The sequence below is a fragment of the Ruegeria sp. CDSB086 genome (assembly GCF_059611065.1).
The window spans coordinates 127095-149785 of record NZ_JBXWOV010000011.1; the positions used below are offsets into that span (position 1 = coordinate 127095).

The window sequence follows — 22691 nt, forward strand, 5'->3', positions numbered from 1 at the left end:
CCGCAGCCTCAACATCTTATCAAGCCGTGTTCCCCGCACCATGCTGTGAACAGAAGTGTTTGCAACCCGGAAAAAACTGAATATGACCAACCTGACGCTGCCATCATGACGGATGGGCAGGAAATTTGATATAGAACAGGGCGCAGATGCGAAACCCACGGCTAAAATCGAAACAAGCCGGTAACGACTGGTAGGATCAGTGATTTTGCACGCGGCTAAAAAAAATATATACGATACGGGTGCAAGCGCGCGGAGTTGCACCAGAACACTGAATTGGGCAAAGGCATGAGCCTAGGAAGACAAAACGATACAACCGGCCGTGCGCCGCGCATCTTGTTCTACAGCCACGATACGTTCGGGTTGGGTCACTTGCGCCGATCCCGTGCACTGGCTGGTGCGATGACGCAGGCTGACCCATCGGCATCAGCGCTGATCCTGACCGGGTCACCCGTGGCCGGGCGGTTCACCTTTCCGCGTCGCGTCGACCACGTGCGTTTGCCAGGAGTGACCAAACGTTCCGATGGATCTTATGCATCCCAGACAATTGGAATGGGCATCGAGGAAGTGACTGAGCTGCGGGCGGGTCTGATCCAGACGGCGGTTCAGCAATTCGATCCTGACGTCCTTATCGTTGACAAGGAACCAACCGGTTTCCGCAGCGAGCTGTTGCCCACCTTGGAAAATTTGCTGCGGTCCCGCCGCACCAAAATGGTCCTGGGCCTGCGTGACGTTTTGGATGAACCCGAAGTGTTGGCCGCCGAGTGGGAGCGGAAAGAAGCCATTGCAGCAACCGAAAGGTTCTACGACGAAATCTGGGTGTACGGACTACGCTCGATCTATGATCCGACCGAGGGCCTGCCGCTCAGCCCTGCCACGCAGTCGCGTATCCATTGGACTGGTTATTTGCGCCGTGATCTTGGGCCGATAGGCGATCCGCCGGAACAACCTTACATCCTGATTACGCCGGGCGGCGGCGGTGACGGCAAAGCCATGGTGAACCAGGTTTTGTGCGCCTATGAAAAAGATCCCAACCTGTCACCGCGCGCTGTCCTTGTCTACGGCCCCTTCCTGTCGGGCGAGCTGCGCGACGATTTCGAAACCCGCGTTGCTGCGCTGAATGGTCGGGTCTCGGCTGTTGGCTTTGAATCGCAGATCGAAACGCTGTTTGCCGGCGCTGCGGGTGTGGTCTGCATGGGCGGCTACAATACGTTCTGCGAGGTGCTCTCGTTCGACAAACGCGCCGTCATCGTCCCACGCACGACACCTCGGCTGGAACAGTGGATCCGCGCCTCACGCGCCGAGGGTCTGGGACTTGTCAGAATGCTGGACGAAAACCGTGACGGGTTGACGGCGGACACGATGATTAAGGCTATTCGCAATCTGCCCGATCAGCCATTGCCTTCTCAGGCAATCCGCGACGGCCTGCTGGATGGTCTGGACTATGTCACAAGCCGCGTCGACACGCTGCTTGGTGGGGAACGGGAACGAGCCACCGGATGACGTCAGGAAAACCCAAGCTCGCGGTGCTGGTCAAAGGATGGCCGCGCCTTTCAGAGACGTTTATCGCACAGGAACTGGTCGCCTTGCAGGACGCGGGCCACAGCTTTGACATCTGGTCATTGCGCCACCCGACCGACATCAAACGCCATCCACTGCATGATCGGTTCAAGGGACAGGTCCACTACCTGCCCGAGTACCTGTACGAAGAACCTGATCGCGTCTGGGCCGCGCGCCACATCGCGCAGACCCTGCCCGGCTATACCGAGGCTTATAAGGTCTGGCGCTCTGATCTGCGGCGCGACCCGACACATAACCGCATCCGGCGTTTCGGGCAGGCCTGTGTTCTGGCCGCCGAGTTGCCCGAGGAAACGCAGGTGATGTATGCGCATTTCATGCACACGCCGTCGTCGGTCGCACGCTATGCCGCCATCATGCGCGGCCTGCCCTGGAGCTTTTCGGCACACGCCAAAGACATCTGGACGTCACCCGACTGGGAGAAAGCCGAAAAATTGCAGGCCAGCACGCATGGGGCCGCTTTTGGCGCAACCTGTACTGCAATCGGGGCCGAACACTTGCGCAGTTTGGCCGATGATCCGTCGCGGGTCGATCTGATCTATCACGGCTTGGACCTGAACCGTTTTCCCGACCCGCCGACCCGCGCAGCTCGGGCACCGGACGGGCCGTTTCACATGCTCTCAGTCGGCCGTCTGGTCGAGAAAAAGGGCTTTGATCGCCTGATCGATGCGTTCGCCATGCTACGCAATTCGCTGGATTGGCACTGGACGCATATTGGTGGCGGTGCGCTTGGTGATGCGCTGCGCGAACGGGCTGAGGCCCAGGGTATCGCAGACCGGATCACCTGGAAGGGGGCCTGTGACCAGCCCGAAGTGATCGAGGCGATGCGCGGCTCTGATCTGTTCGTGCTGCCCAGCCGGATCGCGGCTGACGGAGATCGCGACGGGTTGCCAAATGTCCTGATGGAGGCTGCGTCGCAGCTGTTGCCGATCCTGTCAACACCGGTTTCTGCCATTCCGGAATTCATAGAAACCGGGACGCATGGCGTTTTGTCCGACGACAACCCGGCCGCACTTGCCAGCGCGATCACCGAAATCGCCGCTGCTCCAGAGCGAACTGCATCTATGGCCAACGCTGCCTATTCCCGCCTGGTTGCCGAATTCCGCATGGACCCCGGCATTGCCCTGTTGTCCAAACGACTCAGCGCATTGGGCGCGGGCAAAGACTGATGGCCCGCGTCGCCTTTTTCTCACCGATGAAATCTCCGGACAGCCCGGTGCCGTCGGGAGACAGGGAAATGGCGCGCAATCTGATCAGGGCGATCGGGGCGCAGGGCGATGAGGTCAATCTCGTCTCGGAATTGCGCATTTATGACAAAACGGGCGATCCGGCGGTTCAACAACGTCTCTGCTCTGACGCCGATGCCGAATCCCGGCGACTGATCGCGGACATGATCCACGACACGGATTTGTGGGTGACCTATCACAACTACTATAAGGCCCCCGATCTGCTGGGCCCTAAAGTATGCGCCGCTCGGGGCATCCCTTACGCGCAATTGGAAAGCACCCGTGCGACCAGCAGATTGCGCGGCCCTTGGTCCGGCTTTGCGAAAGCCGCACATGATGCCTGCGACGCAGCGGACGTCATTTTCTACCACACGGCCAACGATCTGATCACGCTGGAGCGTGAAAAATTCGAAAATCAGCGTCTGGTCGAATTGCCGCCCTTTTTGCCAATCTCGAGCCTGCCGCCCGTTTCCTCATGTGACGGGCCGATGCTGACAGTGGGAATGATGCGGCATGGCGACAAACTGGCGTCGTACCAGCTGCTGGCGCAGGCCCTGTCGCATTTGAACGGGGATTGGGCTTTGGATATTGCAGGGGATGGACCAGCGCGGGTTGAGATCGAAGACCTTATGACACCGTTTGGCTCGAAGGTCCGGTTTCTTGGGCAGCTGGATCGTGACGCCCTGCAAAACTTATACGCAAATGCGTCCATCTTAGTGTGGCCCGGCGTGAATGAGGCATATGGCATGATTTACCTTGAAGCGCAGGCCAGCGGAGTTCCGGTTGTTGCGCAGAACAGGCCCGGTGTCCGCGATGTTCTGGCGCCGGCCAACTACCCCGAGGTCGAAGCAGGACCCGAAGCGCTTGCCATTAGGCTACAGACGCTGATTGGCGACCCTGCCCTGCGCCGTTCGCTTGGTACGACAGCCCGGGAATACGTGTCCAACCGCCACCTGATGCCCGCAGCAACCGAACGGTTCTGGCAGGCTGCGCGGCCTTTGATCGGAGGCACCGCATGAGCCAACTTGCTCTTTTGCGCCACGGCCACACCCATTGGAACCGCGCTGGCCGTATTCAGGGCCGCAGTGACATTCCGCTGGACGATGACGCGCGCACCGAACTGGCCGGATATGAATTGCCCGAGTTGTGGAACAAGGCAGCGCTCTGGTCCAGCCCCCTGCAGCGCGCCAGCGAAACCGCCGCATTGGTCGCGGGGCGAGAGCCTATGTTGTCCGAAGCCCTAACCGAGATGAACTGGGGCGATTGGGAAGGCAAGCGCGGCGTTGACCTGATTGCAGACGCAGACAGCGGATATCGCCATATCGAGGATTGGGGCTGGGACTATTGCCCGCCGAACGGCGAAAGTCCGGCGGAAGTGCGGGCGCGATTGCAACCCTGGCTGGGCGGTTTGCAGGGCGACACTGTCGCCGTGTGTCACATTGGGATCATGCGCGTCATTCTGGCCTCGGCCTGGGGATGGAACTTTGACGGCTCTGCCCCGTTCAAGATCAAGCGCAACCGACTTTATGTCATTGATCTGGATGGTTTTCAGCCGCAACCCGAACCGGTTCGACTGCTGCGACAAGGCCCCCGCGAATGAAAGTCATGATTGTTGTCACCCACCTGTTGGGCACCGGGCACCTGAGCCGCGCGTTGACGCTGGGCCGTGCCTTTGTCGCGGATGGGCATGATACCTTCGTGGTCTCTGGTGGGATGCCCGCTCCTCAGTTGGACACGACCGGAATGACGCTGTTGGGACTGCCCCCCTTGCGCTCGGATGGCACTGATTTCACCCGTCTTTTGACACAAGCCGGAACGGTAGCGGATGTGGGGTTTTTCGCGGCGCGCAAAACTGCTCTGGTTGAAGCAATTCGCAGCTTTGCACCGGATGTTTTGATCACCGAGCTTTATCCGTTTGGCCGCCGATCCCTGACAGGTGAATTTTCGGCTGCGCTAGAGGCGGCCCGTGATATGCACCCGCGCCCGATAATTCTGGGATCGATCCGGGACATTCTGGCGCCGCCCTCAAAACCCTCAAAGGCCGAGCGGGCAGAGCAGATTGTCGCAGAGCATTACGACGGCATCCTTGTCCATTCGGATCAGAACGTTGTGCCCTTGAACGTCAGTTGGCCTGTGTCTGAGCTGCTGGAGGGCCGCCTGTTTTACACGGGTTTCGTGGCTCCACTGGCCCCAATACCGCACAAGGATGCAATCGGCAAAGGCGAAGTGCTTGTCAGCGCAGGCGGCGGTTCGGTTGGGCAACCGATCTTTCGCGCGGCCATCGAGGCCGCCCGAAAGATGCCGAACAGGCGCTGGCGCCTGTTGGTTGGCGGGCAAGACGCAAAGGCGCGCATTGCAGAATTGCGGAAGCATGTGGAGGGCGCCCCTGTCACTCTGGAAGCGGTGCGGCCCGATTTTCGCCAGATGCTGCCCCACGCGGCGGCTTCGGTCAGCATGTGTGGCTACAATACAGCATTGGATATTCTGCAAGCAGGAACCCCTGCCGTGTTCATTCCATTTGATGATGGCAATGAGGTCGAGCAGAGCCTGCGCGCCCGCACCCTTGCGGAAATGCCAGCCATAGATGTCATCCCAAGCAAAGATTTGAACGGAAATCTGCTGGCCCATGCCGTGGGCCGTGTGATTTCATCGGAACCTCGTCCGGTCTCAGATCAGGGGTTCGACGGCGCTGCGCAATCCGTACGAATCGCCAAAGAACTTTTGGAGCGCCGCGGATGAGTGTGGACTGGCGCAGTTTGACGGATGAGCTGGAACTCTGGCGTCAACAAGGACTGGCGCTGCCTTTGTGGTGGCGCGACGATGATGCGGTTTCCACAACGCCGCAGCTTGATCGCTTGACCGCGATGTCAGACCACCTTGGGGTGCCCGTTCATCTGGCCATCATCCCCCGCAATGCCGAGGACGTACTGGTCGAATTTGTAACTGCCCGGCCAAACCTGATCCCAGTCGTGCACGGATGGGCTCATCAGAACCACGCACCACCCGATGAAAAGAAATCCGAATTCCGCCTGCACCGGCCCATGGACGATATCACTGGGGAGATCGGCATTGGGATATCGCGGCTGCGCACCCTGTTTGCAGATCGATTGTGCCCGATGTTCGTGCCGCCATGGAACCGCATAGCGCCAGAGGTGGTGCAGGAATTGCCCGCAGCGGGGTATCGCATCTTATCGACCGCCACGCCACGGTCCAGCCCTCAGGCAGCGCCTGGATTGGCCCAGATCAACACGCATCTGGATCCAATCGACTGGCGCGGATCACGCGGGCTGGCCGACCCGGACATGTTGATCGCCAAAACCACTCAGCTGCTGCAGGATCGCCGCGAGGGTCGCGCAGATAACGCCGAACCCTTTGGCATCTTGACCCACCATCTGGTTCATGATGAGGATATCTGGACCTATACCCACGACCTGCTGAACCGGCTGCTGGACGGGCCGGGCTTTGTCTGGTCCGCCCCCCAAGCCGACTGAAAACGGAGATCTGAATGAGCCGACTGGATTCCATGCTGCGCCGCCTGACCGCACAACGCGACGGTTTGAATTGGGCGGTCGACCAAGTCTCGGACATGGCGGGCGACGTTCTGGATATGGGTCTTGGAAACGGGCGCACTTATGATCACCTGCGGGAAATTCTACCGGATCGGAGAATTTGGGTCATGGACCGCGTGCTTCAGTGCCATCCGTCCAGCACACCGCCAGCAGAGGATTTTTTGCAGGGTGAGGCCGAGCCGATGCTGCAGAAGCTGGCAGAAGGTGGACCTAGGATCGCTTTCGGTCACTACGATTTCGGGCGCGGCGTTAAGGAAGAGGACGTGGCCGAAGCGGCGCGTCTCAGCCCCTTTATCGCGCAGGTGATGTTGCCCGGCGGACTGTTGATCTCGGGCCAACCGCTTGTCGGCTTTCAGCAGATCAGCGGACCGGACACCATCGCGCCGGACCGTTACTTGTTCTACAGGGCCTGATCAGGCCACGCGCCGTCCGCGCGACCAAACACCATTCAACGCAGGGGTGCCTTCGCGCATCCGGAACCGGATGACGTCGGCACGTGCACCCGCCCGCAGCTCACCACGATCATCCAGCCCAACGACCTCTGCCGGTGTCTTTGTCACGGTTTTCAATCCGCGGGCGAAATCACCCCACATCTCGCCCAGTTTCACAGCAGACAGCAACAATGCGGATGGCACATAATCCGAGGACAGAATGTCGAGATGACCCAGCTGCGCCAATTCATGCGCAGCGACATTGCCGGAATGCGACCCGCCCCGGATCACGTTGGGTGCGCCCATCATCACCTTGATACCGTAGTCTTGGCAGGACTGCGCGGCCTCGACCGTTGTCGGGAACTCGGCAAGGGTGATCCCGTGACCGGCCGATACGCGCACCTGTTCGTCCGTCGTGTCATCATGGCTGGCCAGCATTGCACCAAACCGTTTGGCTGCTTTTACCGTCTCAACCTCGTGCAGATCACCATAGCGGTCGCGCATTGCCTTAAGGTCGGCCACGTGTTGCAGAAATCCATCTCCCTCAAGCCCCAGTTTGCCTTTCAAATAAGCTTCCAGTTTCGACAAATCGCGGAACTGCCGTTGTCCAGGCGTGTGGTCCATCAGTGAGACCAGACCAACACGGTCTTCGGGCCCAAATTCGTTTAGTTCTTCGGCCAGGGTTTCCGAGCAGACCTCGGCCCGCAAATGCAGAAAATGGCTGATCTTCAATGCATCCTGTTCCCGCAACTGCCACAGCTCACGTGACAGACCGCGCGCGTATTTGACATAGCGTTGCCCGGATGGGATCGAGCCTATCCGCATCGCGTCGAATACGGTCGTGATCCCGGTACTGGCCAGTTCGGCATCATGGGCCAGAATTGCGGCGGCATGAGGCCAGTCAACCTTGGGACGTGGCTGAATGTGACGCTCAAGGTTGTCGGTGTGAAGTTCGACCAGACCAGGGCAGACATAATCCCCTTCGCAGTCAATTGCACCAGCGGGAACAGTTGCGCCGGTCGCGACCTCGGCAATCGTATCCCCCACAATCCGAAGGCTGCCCACGACCGTCTCATCGGGAAGAACAAGCGTGGCATTGGCAAGTATCATTTCTTCTGTCATCTGAACTTCACAAGGTTTGAGCTATTGGGAAGGCCACGCATAGGAGGCCAATGTGACATTCACGCGATACGCGATCTATTTTGCGCCACCGGCTCAGGCCGAATGGACAATCTTTGCGACCCAATGGTTGGGCTGGGACATGGAAGCCGGAACTGAAGTTGCGCATCCTGTCATTGACGGCGTGGACGTCGCAGCCTCGACCGATGTTCCGCGCAAATACGGTCTTCACGCGACGTTGAAGCCGCCGTTTCGCCTGAACAAGGGACAATCTCTGATCGACTTGCAAGACGCCTGTGAACGGTTGGCCGGAACACAACCGCCCGTCACGCTGGACGGGTTCGAGATCGCCCGGCTGGGTCGTTTTCTGGCCCTGCGGCCGGTAGGTAATACCGACTCGCTGAACGCGCTTGCAGCGGCTTGCGTCCGCGAACTTGACAGCTTTCGCGCCCCCGCGTCCGCCGCAGAACTGGACCGCCGACGTGCCTCGGGCCTGACGCCGGAACAGGACGCCAACTTGCTGCGTTGGGGTTACCCTTACGTGATGGACACGTTCCGCTTTCACATCACCCTCAGCGGAAAACTGGACAAACCCACGCTGAAAACCGTTCAGGCCGCATTGGAGGACCATCTGGTCCCCCTGCTGCCCGCCCCCTGTCAGATCAAGGATCTGGCTCTTATGGGCGAAGCCGAGGATGGGAAGTTTCATCTGATCCATCGCTACGCCCTTTCCGGTTGAAGCCCGGCAAGGATCGCATCAATCGTAACTTCCAACGGCCCGGAGTTATCAATTTCGATCACGCGGTTCAGCCCGTCGGGCAAGGGCATACCAGCCCGTCCCAAACGACGCGCCTGATCAGAGGCGCTTTCCCGCCCGCGTACAGAGAGGCGCTGCGCCAGCACCTCAGGGTCCGCTGTCAGCGAAATCACGATCAGGTCGCCAAAAACCACCTGCGCGTTCAACAAAACCGAACGGGACAGATTGACCAACAGCGCATTCGCCGTTTGCCGTTGGGCTGCAATCTCAATCGGGATGCCATAGTGCAGCCCATGCGCGCTCCAGTGCAACGCAAAGGCTCCATCCAGCACCATCTGCTCGAAGATTTCAATCGACACCCGGTCGAAATCTTCGCCTTCTTCGCCTTCGGGTCGGGTAATCACCCGGCGAACCCGCAGAATACCTGGCGACCGCGCGACCAACGCCTTCATGACGCTGTCTTTGCCGACACCTGACGGACCAACAACGGCTATGACCGGCGCAAGGCTCACGCGACCATCCCCGGGGTGAATTCAGACACGTTGATCTCGCGATCACAGACCCGGCTGCGTGCTTCGATATCGTGGAAAATGCCAACAATCGCCGCGCCGCGTTCTTTGGCCTCTTCGATCAAAGACAGCACCGTTTCGCGATTTTGCGCATCCAGTGAGGCAGTCGGTTCGTCCAACAGCATCGCAGGGTAATCATGCGCAAACCCACGTGCGATGTTCACCCGCTGCTGCTCACCGCCCGAAAAAGTGGTCGGGCTCAGGCTCCATAGTCTTTCGGGAATGTTCAACCGCCGCAACAAACCCGCCGCCTTGTCCAGCGCCGCTTGCTTGTCGCAGCCAACGGCCAACAGCGGCTCGGCCACCACCTCAAGCGTCGGCACTCTGGGGACCACACGCAAGAACTGACTGACATAGCCGAGCGTCTCGCGCCGCAAAGCCAGAATTTCGCGCGGCTCGGCCTTGGCGACGTCCAGACCACCGACAAGGACCCGGCCTGATGCGGCCAGATAATTTCCATAGACCACCCGCATCAGTGTTGATTTCCCTGCGCCTGAAGCCCCGGTCAGGGCGACGCATTCACCTGCGGCGACTTTCAGCGATGCACCCTGCATCACCGGAATTACGGCACTACCCTGATTATGCAGGGTAAAGCTTTTGCTGACATTGATAAGCTCAATCATAGCACTTCATCTTTTTCCAAATACTCAAACCTGCAGAACACTGGATACGAGCAACTGCGTGTAGGCATGTTGTGGATCGTCCAGAACCTGATCGGTCAACCCGGCCTCAACCACTTGACCGCTTTTCATCACCATCAGTCGATCCGCCAGCAGGCGTACGACGGCGAGGTCATGGGTGACGATGATCGCGCTCAACCCCATCTCACGCACCAACCCGCGCAGCAGATCCAGCAGACGCGCCTGAACGGAAACATCCAGCCCGCCAGTTGGTTCATCCATGAACACGAGGCGCGGCCCCGTGACCAGATTGCGGGCAATCTGCAATCGCTGCTGCATCCCGCCTGAAAAGGCCGACGGACGGTCATCTACACGGGATTCCTCAATCTCAACCCGGCCCAGCCAGTCGATCGCACGGTCTCGGATGTCGCCATAGTGACGATCCCCCACCGCCATCAGACGCTCACCAATATTGCCGCCAGCACTGACCGACATCCGCAGGCCGTCTCGCGCATGCTGATGTACAAAGGCCCAGTCCGTTCGGCTCAGCATCCGGCGTTCCGGTTCGGACATGGTGACCGTATCCACTGGACCATCAGCACGTGTGTCAAAAATCACCTGCCCTGCATCGGGTTCCAGATGACCGGCCATGCAATTCAACAGCGTCGACTTGCCCGATCCGCTTTCACCCACGATCCCCATTACTTCTCCAGGGAAGAGATCAAAACTCACATCCGAGCACCCGATCCGCGTGCCATAGCGCTTTTCGATGCCTTTGACCTGCAATAAGGGGGTCATGCCGCATTCTCCTCGGCCAGTTGGCCAACATGGCCCGCCTCGCGGCGTGACCGGCAATAATCGGTGTCGGAACAGACGAACATCCGGTTGCCTGCATCATCCATGATCACTTCGTCGAGATAGCTATCCTCTGCCCCACAAAGATCGCATGGGTGATCGGCCTTGGTGGCCTCAAACGGGTAATCCTCGAAATCCAGACTGACGACCTTGGTATGCGGCGGAACCGCGTAAATCCGCTGTTCACGTCCCGCACCAAACAGCTGGATCGCGTCCATCTCAAGTTTTGGATTGTCGAATTTCGGGATCGGCGACGGATCCATCACGTAGCGGTCCGACACTTTCACCGGATAGGCATATGCGGTCGAAATCGCCCCGTGCTGGCTGATGTCCTCGTACAGCTTCACATGCATCAGCCCATATTCTTCGAGGCTGTGCATCTTGCGGGTCTCGGTCTCACGCGGTTCCAGAAAGCGCAGAGGTTCCGGGATCGGCACCTGATAAACGATGATCTGGTCCTTGCGCAGCTTCGCCTCGGGGATGCGGTGGCGGGTCTGGATGACTGTGGCCTTTTCGGTTTCCTCGGTCGTTTCCACACCTGCCGTGTTCTCAAAAAACTTGCGGATCGACACGGCGTTGGTGGTGTCATCGGCACCCTGATCGATCACTTTAAACGTGTCCTCGGGCATCAATGTAGCGGCTGAAACCTGCACGCCACCGGTGCCCCAGCCATATGGCATCGGCATTTCACGGCTGGCGAATGGCACCTGATAACCGGGCACAGCCAGACCTTTCAGAATGGCGCGCCGGATCATTCGCTTGGTTTGTTCGTCCAAATATGCGAAGTTATACTCATTCATTTTGATGTATCACTTTGTTTTTGGTGTTTTTGTGGACGTATTTCTGTTGGGCGCATTGTTATTGGCGCTATTGGTGTATCTTTTCTTTCACTCTCGTCATGCGAAGCGACGACGTCGTGCGCAAAAGAGGGATCCAAATGGCGAATGGAGTTCGGTTGGCGCGCGCACGGACTCGCCACCCGGTAGAAACCTGCGACGCCAATAAGGCAGGTTGGTAAAATCCCCAGCTTGGCTTGCCGCCGCGCATATGCGGGCGCTATCCAGTTCATTGATGCCCCCTTTCCTTTGGCTCGACCTTCATTCTGCAGCCTCTTTCGGCTGCATCCGTTCTTCGGCTTCGCGTCGTAGTTTGCGAACCAGTTCCAGCTCGGACTGGAAATCCACGTAGTGCGGCAGCTTGATATGCTCGAGGAAACCCGTCGCCTGAATGTTGTCCGCGTGGCTGAGCACGAATTCCTCGTCCTGCGCGGGTGCGCCCAGTTTGTCTTCGCCCAACTCTTCCCAACGCAGGGCGCGATCCACCAAAGCCATCGCGATGGATTTCCGTTCAGACTGACCAAACACCAAACCATAGCCACGGGTGAATTGCGGGGGTTCCGTCTTGGAACCTTTGAACTGGTTCACCGTCTCGCATTCGGTCAATTCGATTTCGCCGATGTCGATGGCGAAACCCAGTTCCGGGATGTCCATTTCCACTGCGACCTTACCGATCCGCAACTCACCGACGAATGCGTGGTTACGGGCGTAACCGCGTTGCGTTGAATAGGCCATGCCCAGTACAAACCCCTCATCCCCGCGGGTCAGGGATTGCAGACGCAGGGGGCGGTTCGACGGAAACTCCATCGGTTCGCGGGTCAGATCACCCGGGGTGGTGTCACTGGCGGGTTCATCCTGAATGATGTCCTCGCCCTTCAGGAACTCAGTGATATGCGGCGTCGCCTCGGTGCGGGGTTGCGCCGTAGGCGCAGCCGGAACCTCACCTTCTGCGGCCAGTTTGAAGTCCAGCAAGCGGTGTGTGTAATCAAAGGTTGGCCCCAGCACCTGCCCGCCCGGCGCATCCTTGAACGTGGCCGAAATCCGGCGATCACACGCCATCTCATCAGTCTTGACGGGGTTCGAATAGCCAAATCGCGGCAATGTCGTCCGGTAGGCTCGGATCAGAAAGATCGCTTCGATCAGATCACCGCGCGACTGCTTGATAGCCAGGGCCGCCAAATCGGGGTCGTACAACGACCCCTCGGCCATCACCCGATTGACCGCCAAACCCAGCTGTTCGCGGATCTGGACGATGCTCAGTTCATCAATGTCGGTTGCGCCGCGTCTTTCTTCCGCCAACCAGGCATGTGCGTTTTCGATAGCCGTCTCGCCACCCTTGACTGCAACATACATTGCCTAGGCCTCCACACTGATTTGGGAACTGCGAGGCAGGGCCGCCACCCGGTCGCCGCAGGTAAAAAAGAAGTCACATCCAAGCGGGTACAAAGCCGAGTTGGCCTGCAATGCCAGGGCATTCGGCAAGGATAGCCGCGCAGTGTCTTTGATCCCCGGACCACTTAGAATGGCACCTGCTTGTTGCAGCGCGTCACATTCAACAATCAAGGTGGCCGAGCGATCTGGGTATTCTGCGGTACCGATACGAAATGATCCCAGTGGGCTGAGCTCGGCCCAAGTCCCTACGGCGAAATCTGCTACAGCAGCCTGTGAAATGGGCGCACCTGTGTGAAAGGTCAGCCACTCGCGCACCCCATAGTTGTTGAACGCGCCCGCCAGATGGACCTTTGTCTCGGGGTCACACAAAGTCAGCAGCAAGGTTCCCGCTGCGATCGACAGGGGCTTTGGCGGTTGCGCACCCTTCAGATCACGGATTTCTCCGGGCTGGGCCATTACGGTCATGGCGGCGCGGAATGCATGCGCGGCCTGGACCGGTGCATTCTGAAAACCCCCGGAAAATTGGGTCTGCGCCGTCATGTGTCCTCTCCCCTTACCATGGTGAAAAACTCGACCTTCGTCGCTGCGGCTTTGGAGGCGCGATCTGTTCTGGCGGACTGCATCTGACCCTTGAGCGGCGCGATCACTTGGTCATGAACCGCACCCGCAGCCGAGGTCTGCATCAAGGCATCAATCAACGCGGCCGCCTGGGCCTTGGGCTTGGACCGGCCCTGCACGTATCCATGCCCAACCGTTCCATCCTGCAGCACCAGAGAACACCGCGTGACGGTCATTTCGCCAAGGTTGAACCGAGCGCCAGTGCCACCAGTGCGCCCGCGCACCATGACGCCGCCCACTTCGGGGCTGCGCAGCCATTCAAAGTGCGGGCATCCTTCGTACTTATCCCAGAGGGGCATCAGCGCGCTTTCAGGCGCACGCGCCAGCAGGCCCATCCAGTCCTGCCGCGTCGCCTTAGAATTATTTGTTTGATCGGTCATCAAAGCCTCTTGGCCGGGTTGTCTACATGATCTATACAACTAGACAAATACTACATCCCGATGCCTGGGCTGGCAATCCGCAACCTTGTGAAGATTTAATGACATGAGAAAAACACCCGTCTGGAAAAGCATCGCCCTGAACCTGACATCCGACATTGCAGAAGGTCGGTACAACACCGGCGACCGCCTGCCGACCGAGGCGCAATTGGCGGCAAAACACGGGGTCAACCGCCATACGGTACGGCGCGCGTTGTCGGATCTGGCGGACCAAGGTCTGGTGCATGCCCGTCGCGGCGCCGGTGTCTTTGTCTCGGCCCGTCCGACCGATTATGCCATCGGCAAGCGCGTCCGATACCACAAGAGCATCTCGGCCAGCGGTAAGATTCCCGGCAAAAAGATACTTACGCTCACAACGCGCGCCGCAGATGAAACAGAAGCAGAGGCCCTGGAGATCGCTTCAGGCGACCAGGTACACGTATATGACGGACTGTCTCTGGCGGATGGGCAGCCAATCGGGCTGTTCCAAAGTGTCTTTCCCGCGGACCGCTTGCCCGGCATTCTTGAGGCGCTATCCGAGACAGAATCGGTAACGAAGGCTTTGCAGCACTGCGGTGTTAAGGATTACACCCGCATCTCAACCCGCCTGAATGCGCGCGCGGCGACGGCAACACAGGCCCTGCACCTGCGACTGACCGAAGGTGCGCCTGTTCTGTATTCCGTCGGCATAAACGCAGATCCCAATGGTCTGCCGGTTGAATTCGGGCGAACCGTATTTGCCGGAGATCGGGTCACCCTGACCCTGAACGAGGACTAATCCGTAACGACCCTCCCGCCCGTCTCGACCTCCTGACTGAGGTCTCATCCCGTTGGTCATAGACGATGCGGGTGCGGGCACAGAAGGTTTCGGTTCTTGCCTATTCAAGTTGGCTCGTATTTTTCCAAGAATGCCTCGGCGCCCAATGTTCGGAAATCCGGCAGGGCCGCACGTAGACGGGAATTGTCCCAATCCCACCAGGCCAGGTCCATCATGCGCTCGGCCACGCCAACCGGATACCGGGTACGGATCGGTTTGGCGGTCACGCCGCCTACAATTGTATAGGGCGCTACATCCTTAGTGACGACAGACCCCGAAGCAACCACCGCGCCGTGCCCGATGGTCACTTCAGGTTTGATAATTGCCGCATGCCCAATCCAAGTATCATGGCCGATCCGGGCGACGCGACTGGCGCGATGTTTGAACCAATCCGCGTCATCCTCGGCATCATCCCAGTAATCTGCCGAACGATACAGGAAGTGATGCAATGACGCCTTCTCCATCGGATGATCTGTCGCGCCGATCCGAGTGAAACTGGCGATATTGGCGAACTTCCCGATCTCGGCATTCGCAATGTCACAGGTCCGGTCGCAATACGAATAGTCGCCGAAAGCAGAATTCACAACGCGGCTTCCCGCACCAATTTCGACAAATTCGCCGAAGGAACTACTCGAGATTTGGCAATCAGGATGGATAAACGGTTGGTCGGAACGCAGTCGTGCCATTGTTTTGTAGTCCTTAGTCATGAGTCACGGCAAAAAGAACGACTTTGCCTTTGTGTCCCTGGCTTTGCGTATCTTGCCTGTCTCACCATGGATAAGCCGGCGGCGCAGCCAGCCCGAGAACCAGTCCATCAGCATCACCATCAGAATAATCAGAACGATGTAATAGGCGACCTCTTCCCAATCCTTCTGGGTGATGATCGCTTGCGTCAGCAACAGGCCGATGCCACCGCCGGTGATCGCACCGATCACCGTGGCGCTGCGGGTGTTGGATTCAAGAAAGTAGAGCAACTGACTTAGCAGCACCGGCGTCACCTGTGGGATCACACCATAGCGATAGCGTTGCGGTGCATTCGCCCCGGTGGATTGCACACCTTCGATCTGCTTTTCGTCGACGTTTTCCAGCGCTTCCGAGAAGATCTTGCCGAACGTGCCGGTATCGGTCACCAGAATGGCCAGTGCTCCCGTCAGCGGGCCGGGTCCAAAAGCGCGGGCCAGAACAACCGTCCAGATCAGCGCGTCTACACCGCGCACAAAGTCAAACACACGCCGCGTCAGAAACCGGACGGATTTGAGCGGGTTGAAATTTCGCGTGGCGAGAAACGCCAAAGGCAATGCGATCATACCCGCGCCTAACGTGCCGAGAAATGCCATCAGGATGGTTTCAAAAATGGCCCAGACAACATCCTGATGCCGCCACATCTTGTTGGTCCAGAAGTCATTCAAGATCGCTCTGGCCTCGCCTTGCGCAGCCAGACCGGCCAATTCAGGGAACGACTTACCATAGTAAGGGCTATCAAGCGTGAACCAGAACAGCTCCCACCCATTGAAATAGCGGAAGACCTCGGATCGGTTGCGGGTCACGGTCAGGCGCCCCGCATCCGTTGTAATCGCCATGCGGTTTTTTGAGACGTTGATCCAATCCGGCACCTCGCCCGCGGGCAGTTCAGCCTGAACACCAGCAGAGCGGGTCGGTGTCGCGCGGACAATGCCATAGCCGGGGATATCGTATTCCACTGTCTCGGGGCCAAAGCGGACGATGTGGCCGTCTTCCAGATCAATGACCGTAGTTTCGCCTAAACTCACCCAGCCCGGAGCCTCACCGTCGGGGTAGCGGCCCTTGCGTTCACCTTCGATGGCGGTTGAAACCTCACCAGTGCGATTGTCACGCGAAACATGCGTTTTGTAGCTGTAGCTGTCTGCTATCAGCGTTTTGCCGTTCTCCCAGTTCGCGCGCTCGGCCATTCCAGACACGTCGAAAGCAAAGAACACGTAAATCAGATAGACAAAAACAAGCGCGGGCAATCCAAAGTTGGTCAGCCGTTTGCGGTTGAACAGACGGTCAGCTTCGGCTTTCAACTCGTTGATGGTTAGGTCAGTGGCGAAGGTGCTCATGCCAGCGCTCCTTTCTGGGAACCATGAGTAAGGCGCGCGCGCAGCAGACCCGATATCTGATCGACAACAACAATCGTGACGAACAGCAGAAGGAAAATGGCTGCAGCTTCGTCATAACGCCCCTGCCCCCAGGACATCGCGTTGCGCAGCTCGTATCCCAGCCCGCCCGCACCAACAAAACCCAGAATGGCCGAGGCGCGAATGTTGATTTCGAACCGCAGCAGCGCATAACTGACATAGTTCGGTCCAACCTGCGGGATCACGCCCAGATACATCCGCTGAGACCAGTTTGCGCCAACCGAATGAAGCCCCTCGACCGGTTTCAGAGAGGCATTCTCGTTCACTTCCGAGAACAGCTTGCCCAGCGCACCCGCCGTATGAATGGCTATGGCAATCATTGCGGGCACCGGACCACCGCCCAGCACAAAGATCAAAACCAAAGCGATAACGATCTCGGGGACCGCGCGAAAGATATCAGCGATGCGACGAAACAGCGGGATAAGCGAGGGCCACAATGCCATGCCACGCGTGGACATCAGCGCCAGAAACGTCCCGGCGATGGCCCCTATCAACGTCGAAGCCGCAGCGATATTGAGTGTCTCGACCAGAGCCGGGAAAAACTTCACAAGGTTCTCCGGCATCGCGCCGATCTTTTCCCATGCTTCCGACAGAACCTCGGTCGGGTAGTCGAGGATACGGTGCCAGCCGTCGACAAAGCTGCCGGCATTACGGTCGTCGGCAGTGCGGAAACCCGCAGCCATCATGGCCACGAATACGATCAGAAGGATACCACCATAGACCCGCTTGCGTCGTGTCATCTCGGAATAGTCGGCCCGGATCTGGTCGACGCTGGGGGACCCTACGGTCAGGTCTGTCATGGAATGCTCCTGAGTGGAAAAACGGGGTCCGGTTGTGCGCCGGACCCCGATCATTGTGCTTACGGACTTAGTTGGACTTCAGCTTGCGCGCTTCGATAATGATTTCGTAGGCGTCGTGGGTGATCGGCATAAGGCCTTTGGATTCACCGCCCAGAACGTTGTACATGCAGTCCGGATCAATCGAATTCATCGAGGCCAGCATACCGGTCATCTTGATTTTGACATCCTCGGGCAGTTCGGTGCGCAGAACAAACGGGCCTTCAGGGATCGGAGCAGATTTCCAAATCTCGACCAGATCGTTCATGTCGACCAGACCGGCATCCACGGCACGGCGCAGCGCGCCGGACTGATAGCCATCTTCCCAGTCCCCAAGACCGTCGGCCCATGTCACGCCACCGTCGACGTCACCGTTGTTTACGGCCACAATAGTCTGCTCATGACCACCGGTGAATTTGACTTCACCAAAATAATCACCCGAGGTCATGGTTGCACCGGTGGCCTGCGGAATTTCGATTGACGGGATAAGGAAGCCCGAGGTCGAATTGGGGTCGCCAAAGCCGAAGGTTTTGTCCTTCATGTCTTCCAACGAGGCAATGCCACTGTCCTTGCGGGCAAATCCGATCGAATAGTAGCCATAGCTGCCATCGGTGTTGACCTTGACCAGAACAGGCTCAACCGCTTCGGGATCACTCAGGTAGGTTTTGGCGTAGCCGGATGCACCCAGCCAAGCCATGTCGATGGTGCCGCCAAGCAGCCCTTGAATGACACCATTGTAATCGGCGGGCGCGAACAGCTTGGTCTCGACACCCAGCAGGTCCTCAGTCTGCTCGCGCAAGCATTCCTGCTTGCTCAGACGGTCCTGTGCGTTTTCTCCGCCCAGAATACCAATGCGGAATTCGGAAATCTCTTGCGCCATGGCTGGCGCGGCTATTGCAGTTGTGGCCACCAGGGCGGCAATCAGTTTTTTCATCTGTCTCTCTCCGGTTTGATGCGCCGGCCTTTCATCGGCCGGTCGATGAAAGGGGTGAATTGGGCCTAGATGGTCGCTTCGGCTTCCATCAACGCTTTTGAGGTCGCGTCGAGTGTTTCAATCTGGGTCGAAGTTGCCTCTTCCGAGAAGCTGGCGTCGGCGCCGTAAATTTCGCGGGCCACGCCAGTTGTCAGTTGCTCGGGCAACCCGTCGAAAACGATACGTCCGTCGCGCATACCGACGACGCGGTCACAATAGCGGCGGGCGGTATCCAACGTGTGCAGGTTGGCGATGACGGTTCGGCCGTCTTCTTCGTGGATGCGGCGCAGCGCCTGCATCACCACCTGCGCGTTCATCGGGTCCAGCGAGGCGATGGGTTCATCCGCCAGAATGATCTTAGGGTCCTGCATCAGGGCGCGCGCGATGGCGACGCGCTGTTGCTGACCACCCGACAGCGCTTCGGCGCGTTTGGGCGCGTGCGCGGCGATGCCAAGGCGATCCAGAATATCAATCGCACGGTGGATATCTTCCATCGGGAACAGGTTAAACATGGTCGCCAGTGTCGAGTGGCGGTTCAACGTGCCATGCAGCACGTTCGACACCACATCCATGCGCGGCACCAGATTGAACTGCTGAAAGATCATCGCGCAATCAGCCTGCCATGCGCGTTTATCACGGCCTTTCAGCTTGGTGATATCACGACCTTGAAACAGGATCTCGCCGTCGCTTGCATCCGTCAGACGATTGATCATCCGCAACAACGTCGACTTGCCCGCGCCGGACCGCCCGATGATGCCAATCATGCATGGCTTGTCTACATCCAGCGTCGCTGCATCAACGGCCACGTTGTCGCCAAAGCGCTTGGTCAGTTTTTCTATCCGCAGCACGTGCCACCCCCAATTCGTGTTGGCGACCAGCTACAGGCGGGATTCAACGGCTTTGTGTCGACACAGTGAAAGTTTTGTAAACACCCCTGCGCACCGAGGGCCTACCCATTGGCGCATATCGCCGCTATACGCTGTGCCAACACGCTATCCATATGAGGCCATTCATGAGCTTTGACCGCAGCATCAAGATCGCCCCGTCGATCCTGTCCGCAGATTTCGCCAATTTCGGTGCCGAGATTCAGGCCATCGAAGCCCAGGGGGCGGATTGGGTCCATATCGACGTCATGGACGGCCATTTCGTGCCCAACCTGACCTTTGGCCCGCCCGCCGTCAAAGCGTTCCGCCCTCATGTCAAAACGGTCATGGACGTGCATCTGATGATCGCGCCGGTTGATCCCTACATTCAGGCCTACGCGGATGCAGGCGCCGATATCCTGACTGCACATGTCGAGGCCGGGGCCCATACCCACCGTACTTTGCAGGCGATTCGCGCCGCTGGCATGAAGGCGGGCGTTGCGTTGAACCCCGGCACCCCGGCCGACGCGGTTGAACACTTGCTGGACCTGACCGATCTGGTTTGCGTCATGACAGTGAACCCCGGTTTTGGCGGCCAGAAATTCATCGACATGACCAACAAGATTCGCAAACTGCGGTCGATGATCGGAGACCGTCCGATCCATATCGAGATTGACGGTGGCGTCGACCCCAAGACGGCCCCGCTGGTGGCCGCAGCTGGTGCGGATGTGCTGGTCGCAGGTTCAGCCGTATTCAAGGGCGGTTCGGTCGATAACCCGGACGTCTACGGCGCAAACATCAAAGCGGTGCGTAGCGCGGCGGAATCGGCGACCTCGTAAACATCACTGCATCCAAAGTGACGCGCTAGTTGGAACGTTGCTCGTCACTTGTCGCATCCGGTTGGCGGTTCTTGTACCGAGCACGCATCTTGATCGCTTGCATGAACCGCCCCTCGGCCAGCAGCACCAGCGCATTCGTATACTGCTCAAACTCTCCATCGGGGTAGAGACCAAGCGCCTGATCAATGGCATCACGGGCTTCATCCGTGTACCCCAGCCCTAACGCGATATCCGCATGCAGGCGGTGGTCAAAGCGGTCGGCACCCTCAAGCGCGACACTGCGTCGAATGTGGAAAAGAGCGGCTTCATACTCGAGGTCGTCCGCCAACAGGCTGGCCCGCCAATAAAGCAGATAACTACCCGGTCCCACCCGGCTTTCCGCCAGCTCCAACACCTCATGCGCCTGTGATCTTTGGCCTAAGTCTGACAGCGCCCGCGCCTTTCGCACGTAGCCGTCCGTGTCATCAGGTTCGGCCTCAATCACCGCTTCGGCATCTTTCAATGCCTGTTTGGGCCGATCCAGCATCAGCAAGATAAGGGACCGGCGCGATAATGCGGTCACGAAATCCGGCTTCAGTTCCAATGCCCGACTTACGTGGTCAAACGCAGCTTCCCAATCGTTCTGCTCGGACAACAGAAAGGCGACACCGTATTCCGCATATGGATCATATGGATCCAGTTCGCTGGCGGTTCTGAACAGGCTCAGCGCTTCGCCCTGCCGGTTACGATCCACCAATTTCCAGGCAAGCTACCGCATCGCCCAAGTGTATTCAGGGTTCAGGGCCAGAGCGGTTTGCATCATCTCTTCGAATTCGGCAAAATCCATCTCTCCGGCCCGGCGCGCGCTGGCGGCCAGACCAGCCATGTTGCTTGCATTGGGCTTGCGCGATATGGCTTGCCTAAACAACGCGGTCGCAGCCGCATAATCATCGCGATTGTAATACACCCACGCCCGCCCCTGCAGCCCAAGCTCGGTATCGGGATTCAAGGCCAGAATTTCGGCAAATGCGTCATCGGCCTGATCCATATCGTCGAGATCATAATAGGCCCATGCAAGCTTATCCAACATCTCACTACGCTACCGATCAGACGCGCCGACATCACCCAGCCCGTGCTGGCAGATTTCGATGATTCGCTCTGGCGTGTCACTCTGATCCAGGCAGGCGGAAACATAGGTTTCCTGAGAGTTCGTAAGCAGCGGCTTAGCCTGCTCTACGCCAGCAACCGAGATCATTGCTGTCAGGGGAAACCCGGTGAATTTATTTAACGATTTGATAATGTTGCCGAAAATCTGAATGTCTGCCGCCAGAATACTGACAATTCTGAAAAGAAAAAAGCCGGCCCGGGTGACGCGGCCAAATAATTCGCCTGTGTGCCAGAAGAAACCCCGCCGCAGATCTTTCAGAGATTTTACGGAAGGGCTGAGGGATTGGCGGTGGCAGTTTTGTTGTAGGTATCAACGGCCTTTACTATCCACGCCGAGGCCACTCAGCGCCGGGATGAAAAAGCCCGTTCGCGTTTGGACGGAAGAAAGCAAAAACAAGCAATCGAGGCAGCACGAATGCGTGATAGATCCACGCGCTTTCAGATCACGTTTGTTTCCTGTGTATTAAATTTCTCTGAAACGCACTCAAACGGTTTCCGTTTGCCATACTGGTGGATTGTGACCATGAACGAACGTATCCGACACCAAAAAACGAGAATACCCCCATGATTGAACGCATAGATACCGGCGAACGGTCCTCAAAAATTGTAAAACACAACGGCGTGGCCTATCTGACCGGGCAAGTCGCCGAGGGCGAGACAATTCAGGAACAGGTCCGGATTTGCCTCGAGAAGATTGACGCCCTTCTCGAACAGGCTGGCTCATCGCGCGAAAAGATGCTTCGCGTGACGATTTGGCTGGCCGACATGAAGGATTTTGCAGGTTTGAACGAGGTCTGGAATGCCTGGGTTCCAAAGGGCCATGCCCCAGCGCGGGCTTGCGGCGAAGCCAAATTGGCGCGCGCCGAGCTGAAGGTGGAATTCATCGTCGACGCGGCCTACGACTAATTCCTGTCCGCGCAACGCGTGCTGACCATAGCAGGAATGCAAACAAAAAAGGGCGTCCCCAGGGACGCCCTTTTCGTTTGATATCTCGAGAGCGATTACTCGACGATTTTCGACACGACGCCGGCGCCGACGGTGCGGCCGCCTTCGCGGATGGCAAAACGCAGGCCGTTTT

Annotated in this window: 29 protein-coding genes; 11 read left to right on the forward strand and 18 right to left on the reverse strand. The window is 58.3% G+C overall.

Features of this window, described 5'->3' with window-relative positions; all coding sequences use genetic code 11:
* Positions 1 to 285 precede the first annotated feature (285 nt).
* Genes AC2FIO_RS20080 through AC2FIO_RS20110 form a run of 7 tightly spaced genes read left to right on the forward strand, consistent with a single transcriptional unit; the run spans position 286 to position 6783 of the window.
* Entirely contained in the window at positions 286 to 1500 is a 1215-nt protein-coding gene (locus AC2FIO_RS20080; protein ID WP_496699731.1) for a glycosyltransferase family protein, read from the forward strand.
* Entirely contained in the window at positions 1497 to 2744 is a 1248-nt protein-coding gene (locus tag AC2FIO_RS20085) for a glycosyltransferase family 4 protein (RefSeq protein ID WP_496699732.1), read from the forward strand. Before AC2FIO_RS20080 ends, AC2FIO_RS20085 begins: the two co-directional genes overlap by 4 nt.
* Positions 2744 to 3820, forward strand: a complete 1077-nt coding sequence (locus AC2FIO_RS20090; RefSeq protein ID WP_496699733.1) for a glycosyltransferase family 4 protein — start codon at positions 2744 to 2746, stop codon at positions 3818 to 3820. The genes AC2FIO_RS20085 and AC2FIO_RS20090 overlap by 1 nt, the downstream gene beginning before the upstream one ends.
* Positions 3817 to 4401, forward strand: a complete 585-nt coding sequence (locus tag AC2FIO_RS20095; protein ID WP_282120751.1) for a histidine phosphatase family protein — start codon at positions 3817 to 3819, stop codon at positions 4399 to 4401. Before AC2FIO_RS20090 ends, AC2FIO_RS20095 begins: the two co-directional genes overlap by 4 nt.
* Positions 4398 to 5540, forward strand: coding sequence for a glycosyltransferase family protein (locus tag AC2FIO_RS20100; RefSeq protein WP_496699734.1), 1143 nt, complete (start codon positions 4398 to 4400; stop codon positions 5538 to 5540). Before AC2FIO_RS20095 ends, AC2FIO_RS20100 begins: the two co-directional genes overlap by 4 nt.
* Positions 5537 to 6292 carry a polysaccharide deacetylase family protein gene (locus tag AC2FIO_RS20105; protein ID WP_282120753.1) on the forward strand — a complete coding sequence of 252 codons (756 nt, stop codon included), beginning with the start codon at positions 5537 to 5539 and terminating at the stop codon, positions 6290 to 6292. The genes AC2FIO_RS20100 and AC2FIO_RS20105 overlap by 4 nt, the downstream gene beginning before the upstream one ends.
* 14 nt (positions 6293 to 6306) lie before the next feature.
* Positions 6307 to 6783 carry a class I SAM-dependent methyltransferase gene (locus AC2FIO_RS20110; RefSeq protein WP_496699735.1) on the forward strand — a complete coding sequence of 159 codons (477 nt, stop codon included), beginning with the start codon at positions 6307 to 6309 and terminating at the stop codon, positions 6781 to 6783.
* Here the strand turns inward: AC2FIO_RS20110 and AC2FIO_RS20115 are convergent, their stop codons facing one another.
* On the reverse strand, positions 6784 to 7923 hold the full coding sequence (locus tag AC2FIO_RS20115; RefSeq protein WP_496699736.1) for an alpha-D-ribose 1-methylphosphonate 5-triphosphate diphosphatase: 1140 nt from the start codon (positions 7921 to 7923) through the stop codon (positions 6784 to 6786).
* Between the two features lie 52 nt (positions 7924 to 7975).
* Between AC2FIO_RS20115 and AC2FIO_RS20120 the strand changes: the two genes are divergently transcribed.
* Positions 7976 to 8659 (forward strand): DUF1045 domain-containing protein, encoded by a 684-nt coding sequence (locus AC2FIO_RS20120; RefSeq protein ID WP_496699737.1) that lies wholly within the window; start codon positions 7976 to 7978, stop codon positions 8657 to 8659.
* On the opposite strand, the gene AC2FIO_RS20125 is transcribed toward AC2FIO_RS20120, so the two are convergent.
* Genes AC2FIO_RS20125 through phnG form a run of 8 tightly spaced genes read right to left on the reverse strand, consistent with a single transcriptional unit; the run spans position 8641 to position 13947 of the window.
* Positions 8641 to 9189: a ribose 1,5-bisphosphate phosphokinase PhnN gene (locus tag AC2FIO_RS20125; protein WP_496699738.1), complete on the reverse strand. Its 549-nt coding sequence runs from the start codon at positions 9187 to 9189 to the stop codon at positions 8641 to 8643. The two genes, AC2FIO_RS20120 and AC2FIO_RS20125, sit on opposite strands and share 19 nt — an antisense overlap.
* A complete protein-coding gene (phnL, locus tag AC2FIO_RS20130) occupies positions 9186 to 9869 on the reverse strand; it encodes a phosphonate C-P lyase system protein PhnL (protein ID WP_496699739.1) in 684 nt (227 codons plus the stop codon). The genes AC2FIO_RS20125 and phnL overlap by 4 nt, the downstream gene beginning before the upstream one ends.
* Positions 9870 to 9893: 24 nt before the next feature.
* Complete coding sequence (gene phnK, locus AC2FIO_RS20135; protein WP_282170706.1) at positions 9894 to 10664, reverse strand: phosphonate C-P lyase system protein PhnK; 771 nt, start codon at positions 10662 to 10664, stop codon at positions 9894 to 9896.
* Positions 10661 to 11521, reverse strand: a complete 861-nt coding sequence (locus AC2FIO_RS20140) for an alpha-D-ribose 1-methylphosphonate 5-phosphate C-P-lyase PhnJ (protein ID WP_496699740.1) — start codon at positions 11519 to 11521, stop codon at positions 10661 to 10663. Before AC2FIO_RS20140 ends, phnK begins: the two co-directional genes overlap by 4 nt.
* Positions 11518 to 11790 (reverse strand): hypothetical protein, encoded by a 273-nt coding sequence (locus tag AC2FIO_RS20145; RefSeq protein ID WP_496699741.1) that lies wholly within the window; start codon positions 11788 to 11790, stop codon positions 11518 to 11520. Before AC2FIO_RS20145 ends, AC2FIO_RS20140 begins: the two co-directional genes overlap by 4 nt.
* Positions 11791 to 11818: 28 nt before the next feature.
* Entirely contained in the window at positions 11819 to 12910 is a 1092-nt protein-coding gene (locus tag AC2FIO_RS20150; RefSeq protein WP_496699742.1) for a carbon-phosphorus lyase complex subunit, read from the reverse strand.
* A gap of 3 nt (positions 12911 to 12913) precedes the next feature.
* Entirely contained in the window at positions 12914 to 13489 is a 576-nt protein-coding gene (gene phnH, locus AC2FIO_RS20155; RefSeq protein ID WP_496699743.1) for a phosphonate C-P lyase system protein PhnH, read from the reverse strand.
* Complete coding sequence (phnG, locus tag AC2FIO_RS20160) at positions 13486 to 13947, reverse strand: phosphonate C-P lyase system protein PhnG (RefSeq protein WP_496699744.1); 462 nt, start codon at positions 13945 to 13947, stop codon at positions 13486 to 13488. Before phnG ends, phnH begins: the two co-directional genes overlap by 4 nt.
* 103 nt (positions 13948 to 14050) lie before the next feature.
* Here phnG and phnF point away from each other — a divergent pair, with 103 nt between their 5' ends.
* Positions 14051 to 14761, forward strand: coding sequence for a phosphonate metabolism transcriptional regulator PhnF (gene phnF / locus AC2FIO_RS20165; protein WP_496699745.1), 711 nt, complete (start codon positions 14051 to 14053; stop codon positions 14759 to 14761).
* Between the two features lie 104 nt (positions 14762 to 14865).
* Here phnF and AC2FIO_RS20170 read toward each other — a convergent pair whose 3' ends face one another.
* From AC2FIO_RS20170 to phnC, 5 genes are all read right to left on the reverse strand, one after another.
* Positions 14866 to 15486 (reverse strand): LbetaH domain-containing protein, encoded by a 621-nt coding sequence (locus tag AC2FIO_RS20170; protein WP_496699746.1) that lies wholly within the window; start codon positions 15484 to 15486, stop codon positions 14866 to 14868.
* A 24-nt stretch (positions 15487 to 15510) separates the two neighbouring features.
* Positions 15511 to 16878, reverse strand: coding sequence for a phosphonate ABC transporter, permease protein PhnE (gene phnE / locus AC2FIO_RS20175; RefSeq protein ID WP_496699747.1), 1368 nt, complete (start codon positions 16876 to 16878; stop codon positions 15511 to 15513).
* Positions 16875 to 17756: a phosphonate ABC transporter, permease protein PhnE gene (gene phnE / locus AC2FIO_RS20180; RefSeq protein WP_496699748.1), complete on the reverse strand. Its 882-nt coding sequence runs from the start codon at positions 17754 to 17756 to the stop codon at positions 16875 to 16877. The genes phnE (AC2FIO_RS20175) and phnE (AC2FIO_RS20180) overlap by 4 nt, the downstream gene beginning before the upstream one ends.
* Positions 17757 to 17823: 67 nt before the next feature.
* Entirely contained in the window at positions 17824 to 18726 is a 903-nt protein-coding gene (gene phnD, locus AC2FIO_RS20185) for a phosphonate ABC transporter substrate-binding protein (RefSeq protein WP_282170697.1), read from the reverse strand.
* A gap of 65 nt (positions 18727 to 18791) precedes the next feature.
* Positions 18792 to 19613 carry a phosphonate ABC transporter ATP-binding protein gene (gene phnC / locus AC2FIO_RS20190; RefSeq protein WP_496699749.1) on the reverse strand — a complete coding sequence of 274 codons (822 nt, stop codon included), beginning with the start codon at positions 19611 to 19613 and terminating at the stop codon, positions 18792 to 18794.
* Between the two features lie 164 nt (positions 19614 to 19777).
* Between phnC and rpe the strand changes: the two genes are divergently transcribed.
* The gene (gene rpe / locus AC2FIO_RS20195) at positions 19778 to 20467 is read left to right on the forward strand and encodes a ribulose-phosphate 3-epimerase (RefSeq protein ID WP_496699750.1); all 690 of its coding nucleotides are present in this window, start codon (positions 19778 to 19780) and stop codon (positions 20465 to 20467) included.
* Between the two features lie 25 nt (positions 20468 to 20492).
* Here rpe and AC2FIO_RS20200 read toward each other — a convergent pair whose 3' ends face one another.
* From AC2FIO_RS20200 to AC2FIO_RS20210, 3 genes are read right to left on the reverse strand one after another with little or no spacing between them, the layout of a single operon-like run.
* Positions 20493 to 21200, reverse strand: a complete 708-nt coding sequence (locus AC2FIO_RS20200; protein WP_496699751.1) for a hypothetical protein — start codon at positions 21198 to 21200, stop codon at positions 20493 to 20495.
* Positions 21201 to 21215: 15 nt separating this feature from the next.
* A complete protein-coding gene (locus AC2FIO_RS20205) occupies positions 21216 to 21536 on the reverse strand; it encodes a tetratricopeptide repeat protein (RefSeq protein WP_496699752.1) in 321 nt (106 codons plus the stop codon).
* A 9-nt stretch (positions 21537 to 21545) separates the two neighbouring features.
* Positions 21546 to 21701, reverse strand: coding sequence for a hypothetical protein (locus AC2FIO_RS20210; protein WP_496699753.1), 156 nt, complete (start codon positions 21699 to 21701; stop codon positions 21546 to 21548).
* A 476-nt stretch (positions 21702 to 22177) separates the two neighbouring features.
* Between AC2FIO_RS20210 and AC2FIO_RS20215 the strand changes: the two genes are divergently transcribed.
* Positions 22178 to 22519: a RidA family protein gene (locus AC2FIO_RS20215; RefSeq protein WP_282120772.1), complete on the forward strand. Its 342-nt coding sequence runs from the start codon at positions 22178 to 22180 to the stop codon at positions 22517 to 22519.
* 95 nt (positions 22520 to 22614) lie between these two features.
* On the opposite strand, the gene AC2FIO_RS20220 is transcribed toward AC2FIO_RS20215, so the two are convergent.
* Positions 22615 to 22691 (reverse strand): EF-Tu C-terminal domain-related protein (locus AC2FIO_RS20220; RefSeq protein ID WP_211198660.1); only part of this gene is annotated, 77 nt, incomplete at its 5' end.

Coding starts and splice junctions, on each gene's coding strand:
- AC2FIO_RS20080 (WP_496699731.1), top strand. CDS start 286: ATGAGCCTAGGAAGACAAAACGATACAACCGGCCGTGCGCCGCGCATC.
- AC2FIO_RS20085 (WP_496699732.1), top strand. CDS start 1,497: ATGACGTCAGGAAAACCCAAGCTCGCGGTGCTGGTCAAAGGATGGCCG.
- AC2FIO_RS20090 (WP_496699733.1), top strand. CDS start 2,744: ATGGCCCGCGTCGCCTTTTTCTCACCGATGAAATCTCCGGACAGCCCG.
- AC2FIO_RS20095 (WP_282120751.1), top strand. CDS start 3,817: ATGAGCCAACTTGCTCTTTTGCGCCACGGCCACACCCATTGGAACCGC.
- AC2FIO_RS20100 (WP_496699734.1), top strand. CDS start 4,398: ATGAAAGTCATGATTGTTGTCACCCACCTGTTGGGCACCGGGCACCTG.
- AC2FIO_RS20105 (WP_282120753.1), top strand. CDS start 5,537: ATGAGTGTGGACTGGCGCAGTTTGACGGATGAGCTGGAACTCTGGCGT.
- AC2FIO_RS20110 (WP_496699735.1), top strand. CDS start 6,307: ATGAGCCGACTGGATTCCATGCTGCGCCGCCTGACCGCACAACGCGAC.
- AC2FIO_RS20115 (WP_496699736.1), bottom strand. CDS start 7,923: ATGACAGAAGAAATGATACTTGCCAATGCCACGCTTGTTCTTCCCGAT.
- phnL (WP_496699739.1), bottom strand. CDS start 9,869: ATGATTGAGCTTATCAATGTCAGCAAAAGCTTTACCCTGCATAATCAG.
- phnK (WP_282170706.1), bottom strand. CDS start 10,664: ATGACCCCCTTATTGCAGGTCAAAGGCATCGAAAAGCGCTATGGCACG.
- AC2FIO_RS20140 (WP_496699740.1), bottom strand. CDS start 11,521: ATGAATGAGTATAACTTCGCATATTTGGACGAACAAACCAAGCGAATG.
- AC2FIO_RS20145 (WP_496699741.1), bottom strand. CDS start 11,790: ATGAACTGGATAGCGCCCGCATATGCGCGGCGGCAAGCCAAGCTGGGG.
- AC2FIO_RS20150 (WP_496699742.1), bottom strand. CDS start 12,910: ATGTATGTTGCAGTCAAGGGTGGCGAGACGGCTATCGAAAACGCACAT.
- phnH (WP_496699743.1), bottom strand. CDS start 13,489: ATGACGGCGCAGACCCAATTTTCCGGGGGTTTTCAGAATGCACCGGTC.
- phnG (WP_496699744.1), bottom strand. CDS start 13,947: ATGACCGATCAAACAAATAATTCTAAGGCGACGCGGCAGGACTGGATG.
- phnF (WP_496699745.1), top strand. CDS start 14,051: ATGAGAAAAACACCCGTCTGGAAAAGCATCGCCCTGAACCTGACATCC.
- AC2FIO_RS20170 (WP_496699746.1), bottom strand. CDS start 15,486: ATGGCACGACTGCGTTCCGACCAACCGTTTATCCATCCTGATTGCCAA.
- phnE (WP_496699747.1), bottom strand. CDS start 16,878: ATGAGCACCTTCGCCACTGACCTAACCATCAACGAGTTGAAAGCCGAA.
- phnE (WP_496699748.1), bottom strand. CDS start 17,756: ATGACAGACCTGACCGTAGGGTCCCCCAGCGTCGACCAGATCCGGGCC.
- phnD (WP_282170697.1), bottom strand. CDS start 18,726: ATGAAAAAACTGATTGCCGCCCTGGTGGCCACAACTGCAATAGCCGCG.
- rpe (WP_496699750.1), top strand. CDS start 19,778: ATGAGCTTTGACCGCAGCATCAAGATCGCCCCGTCGATCCTGTCCGCA.
- AC2FIO_RS20205 (WP_496699752.1), bottom strand. CDS start 21,536: ATGTTGGATAAGCTTGCATGGGCCTATTATGATCTCGACGATATGGAT.
- AC2FIO_RS20210 (WP_496699753.1), bottom strand. CDS start 21,701: ATGATCTCGGTTGCTGGCGTAGAGCAGGCTAAGCCGCTGCTTACGAAC.
- AC2FIO_RS20215 (WP_282120772.1), top strand. CDS start 22,178: ATGATTGAACGCATAGATACCGGCGAACGGTCCTCAAAAATTGTAAAA.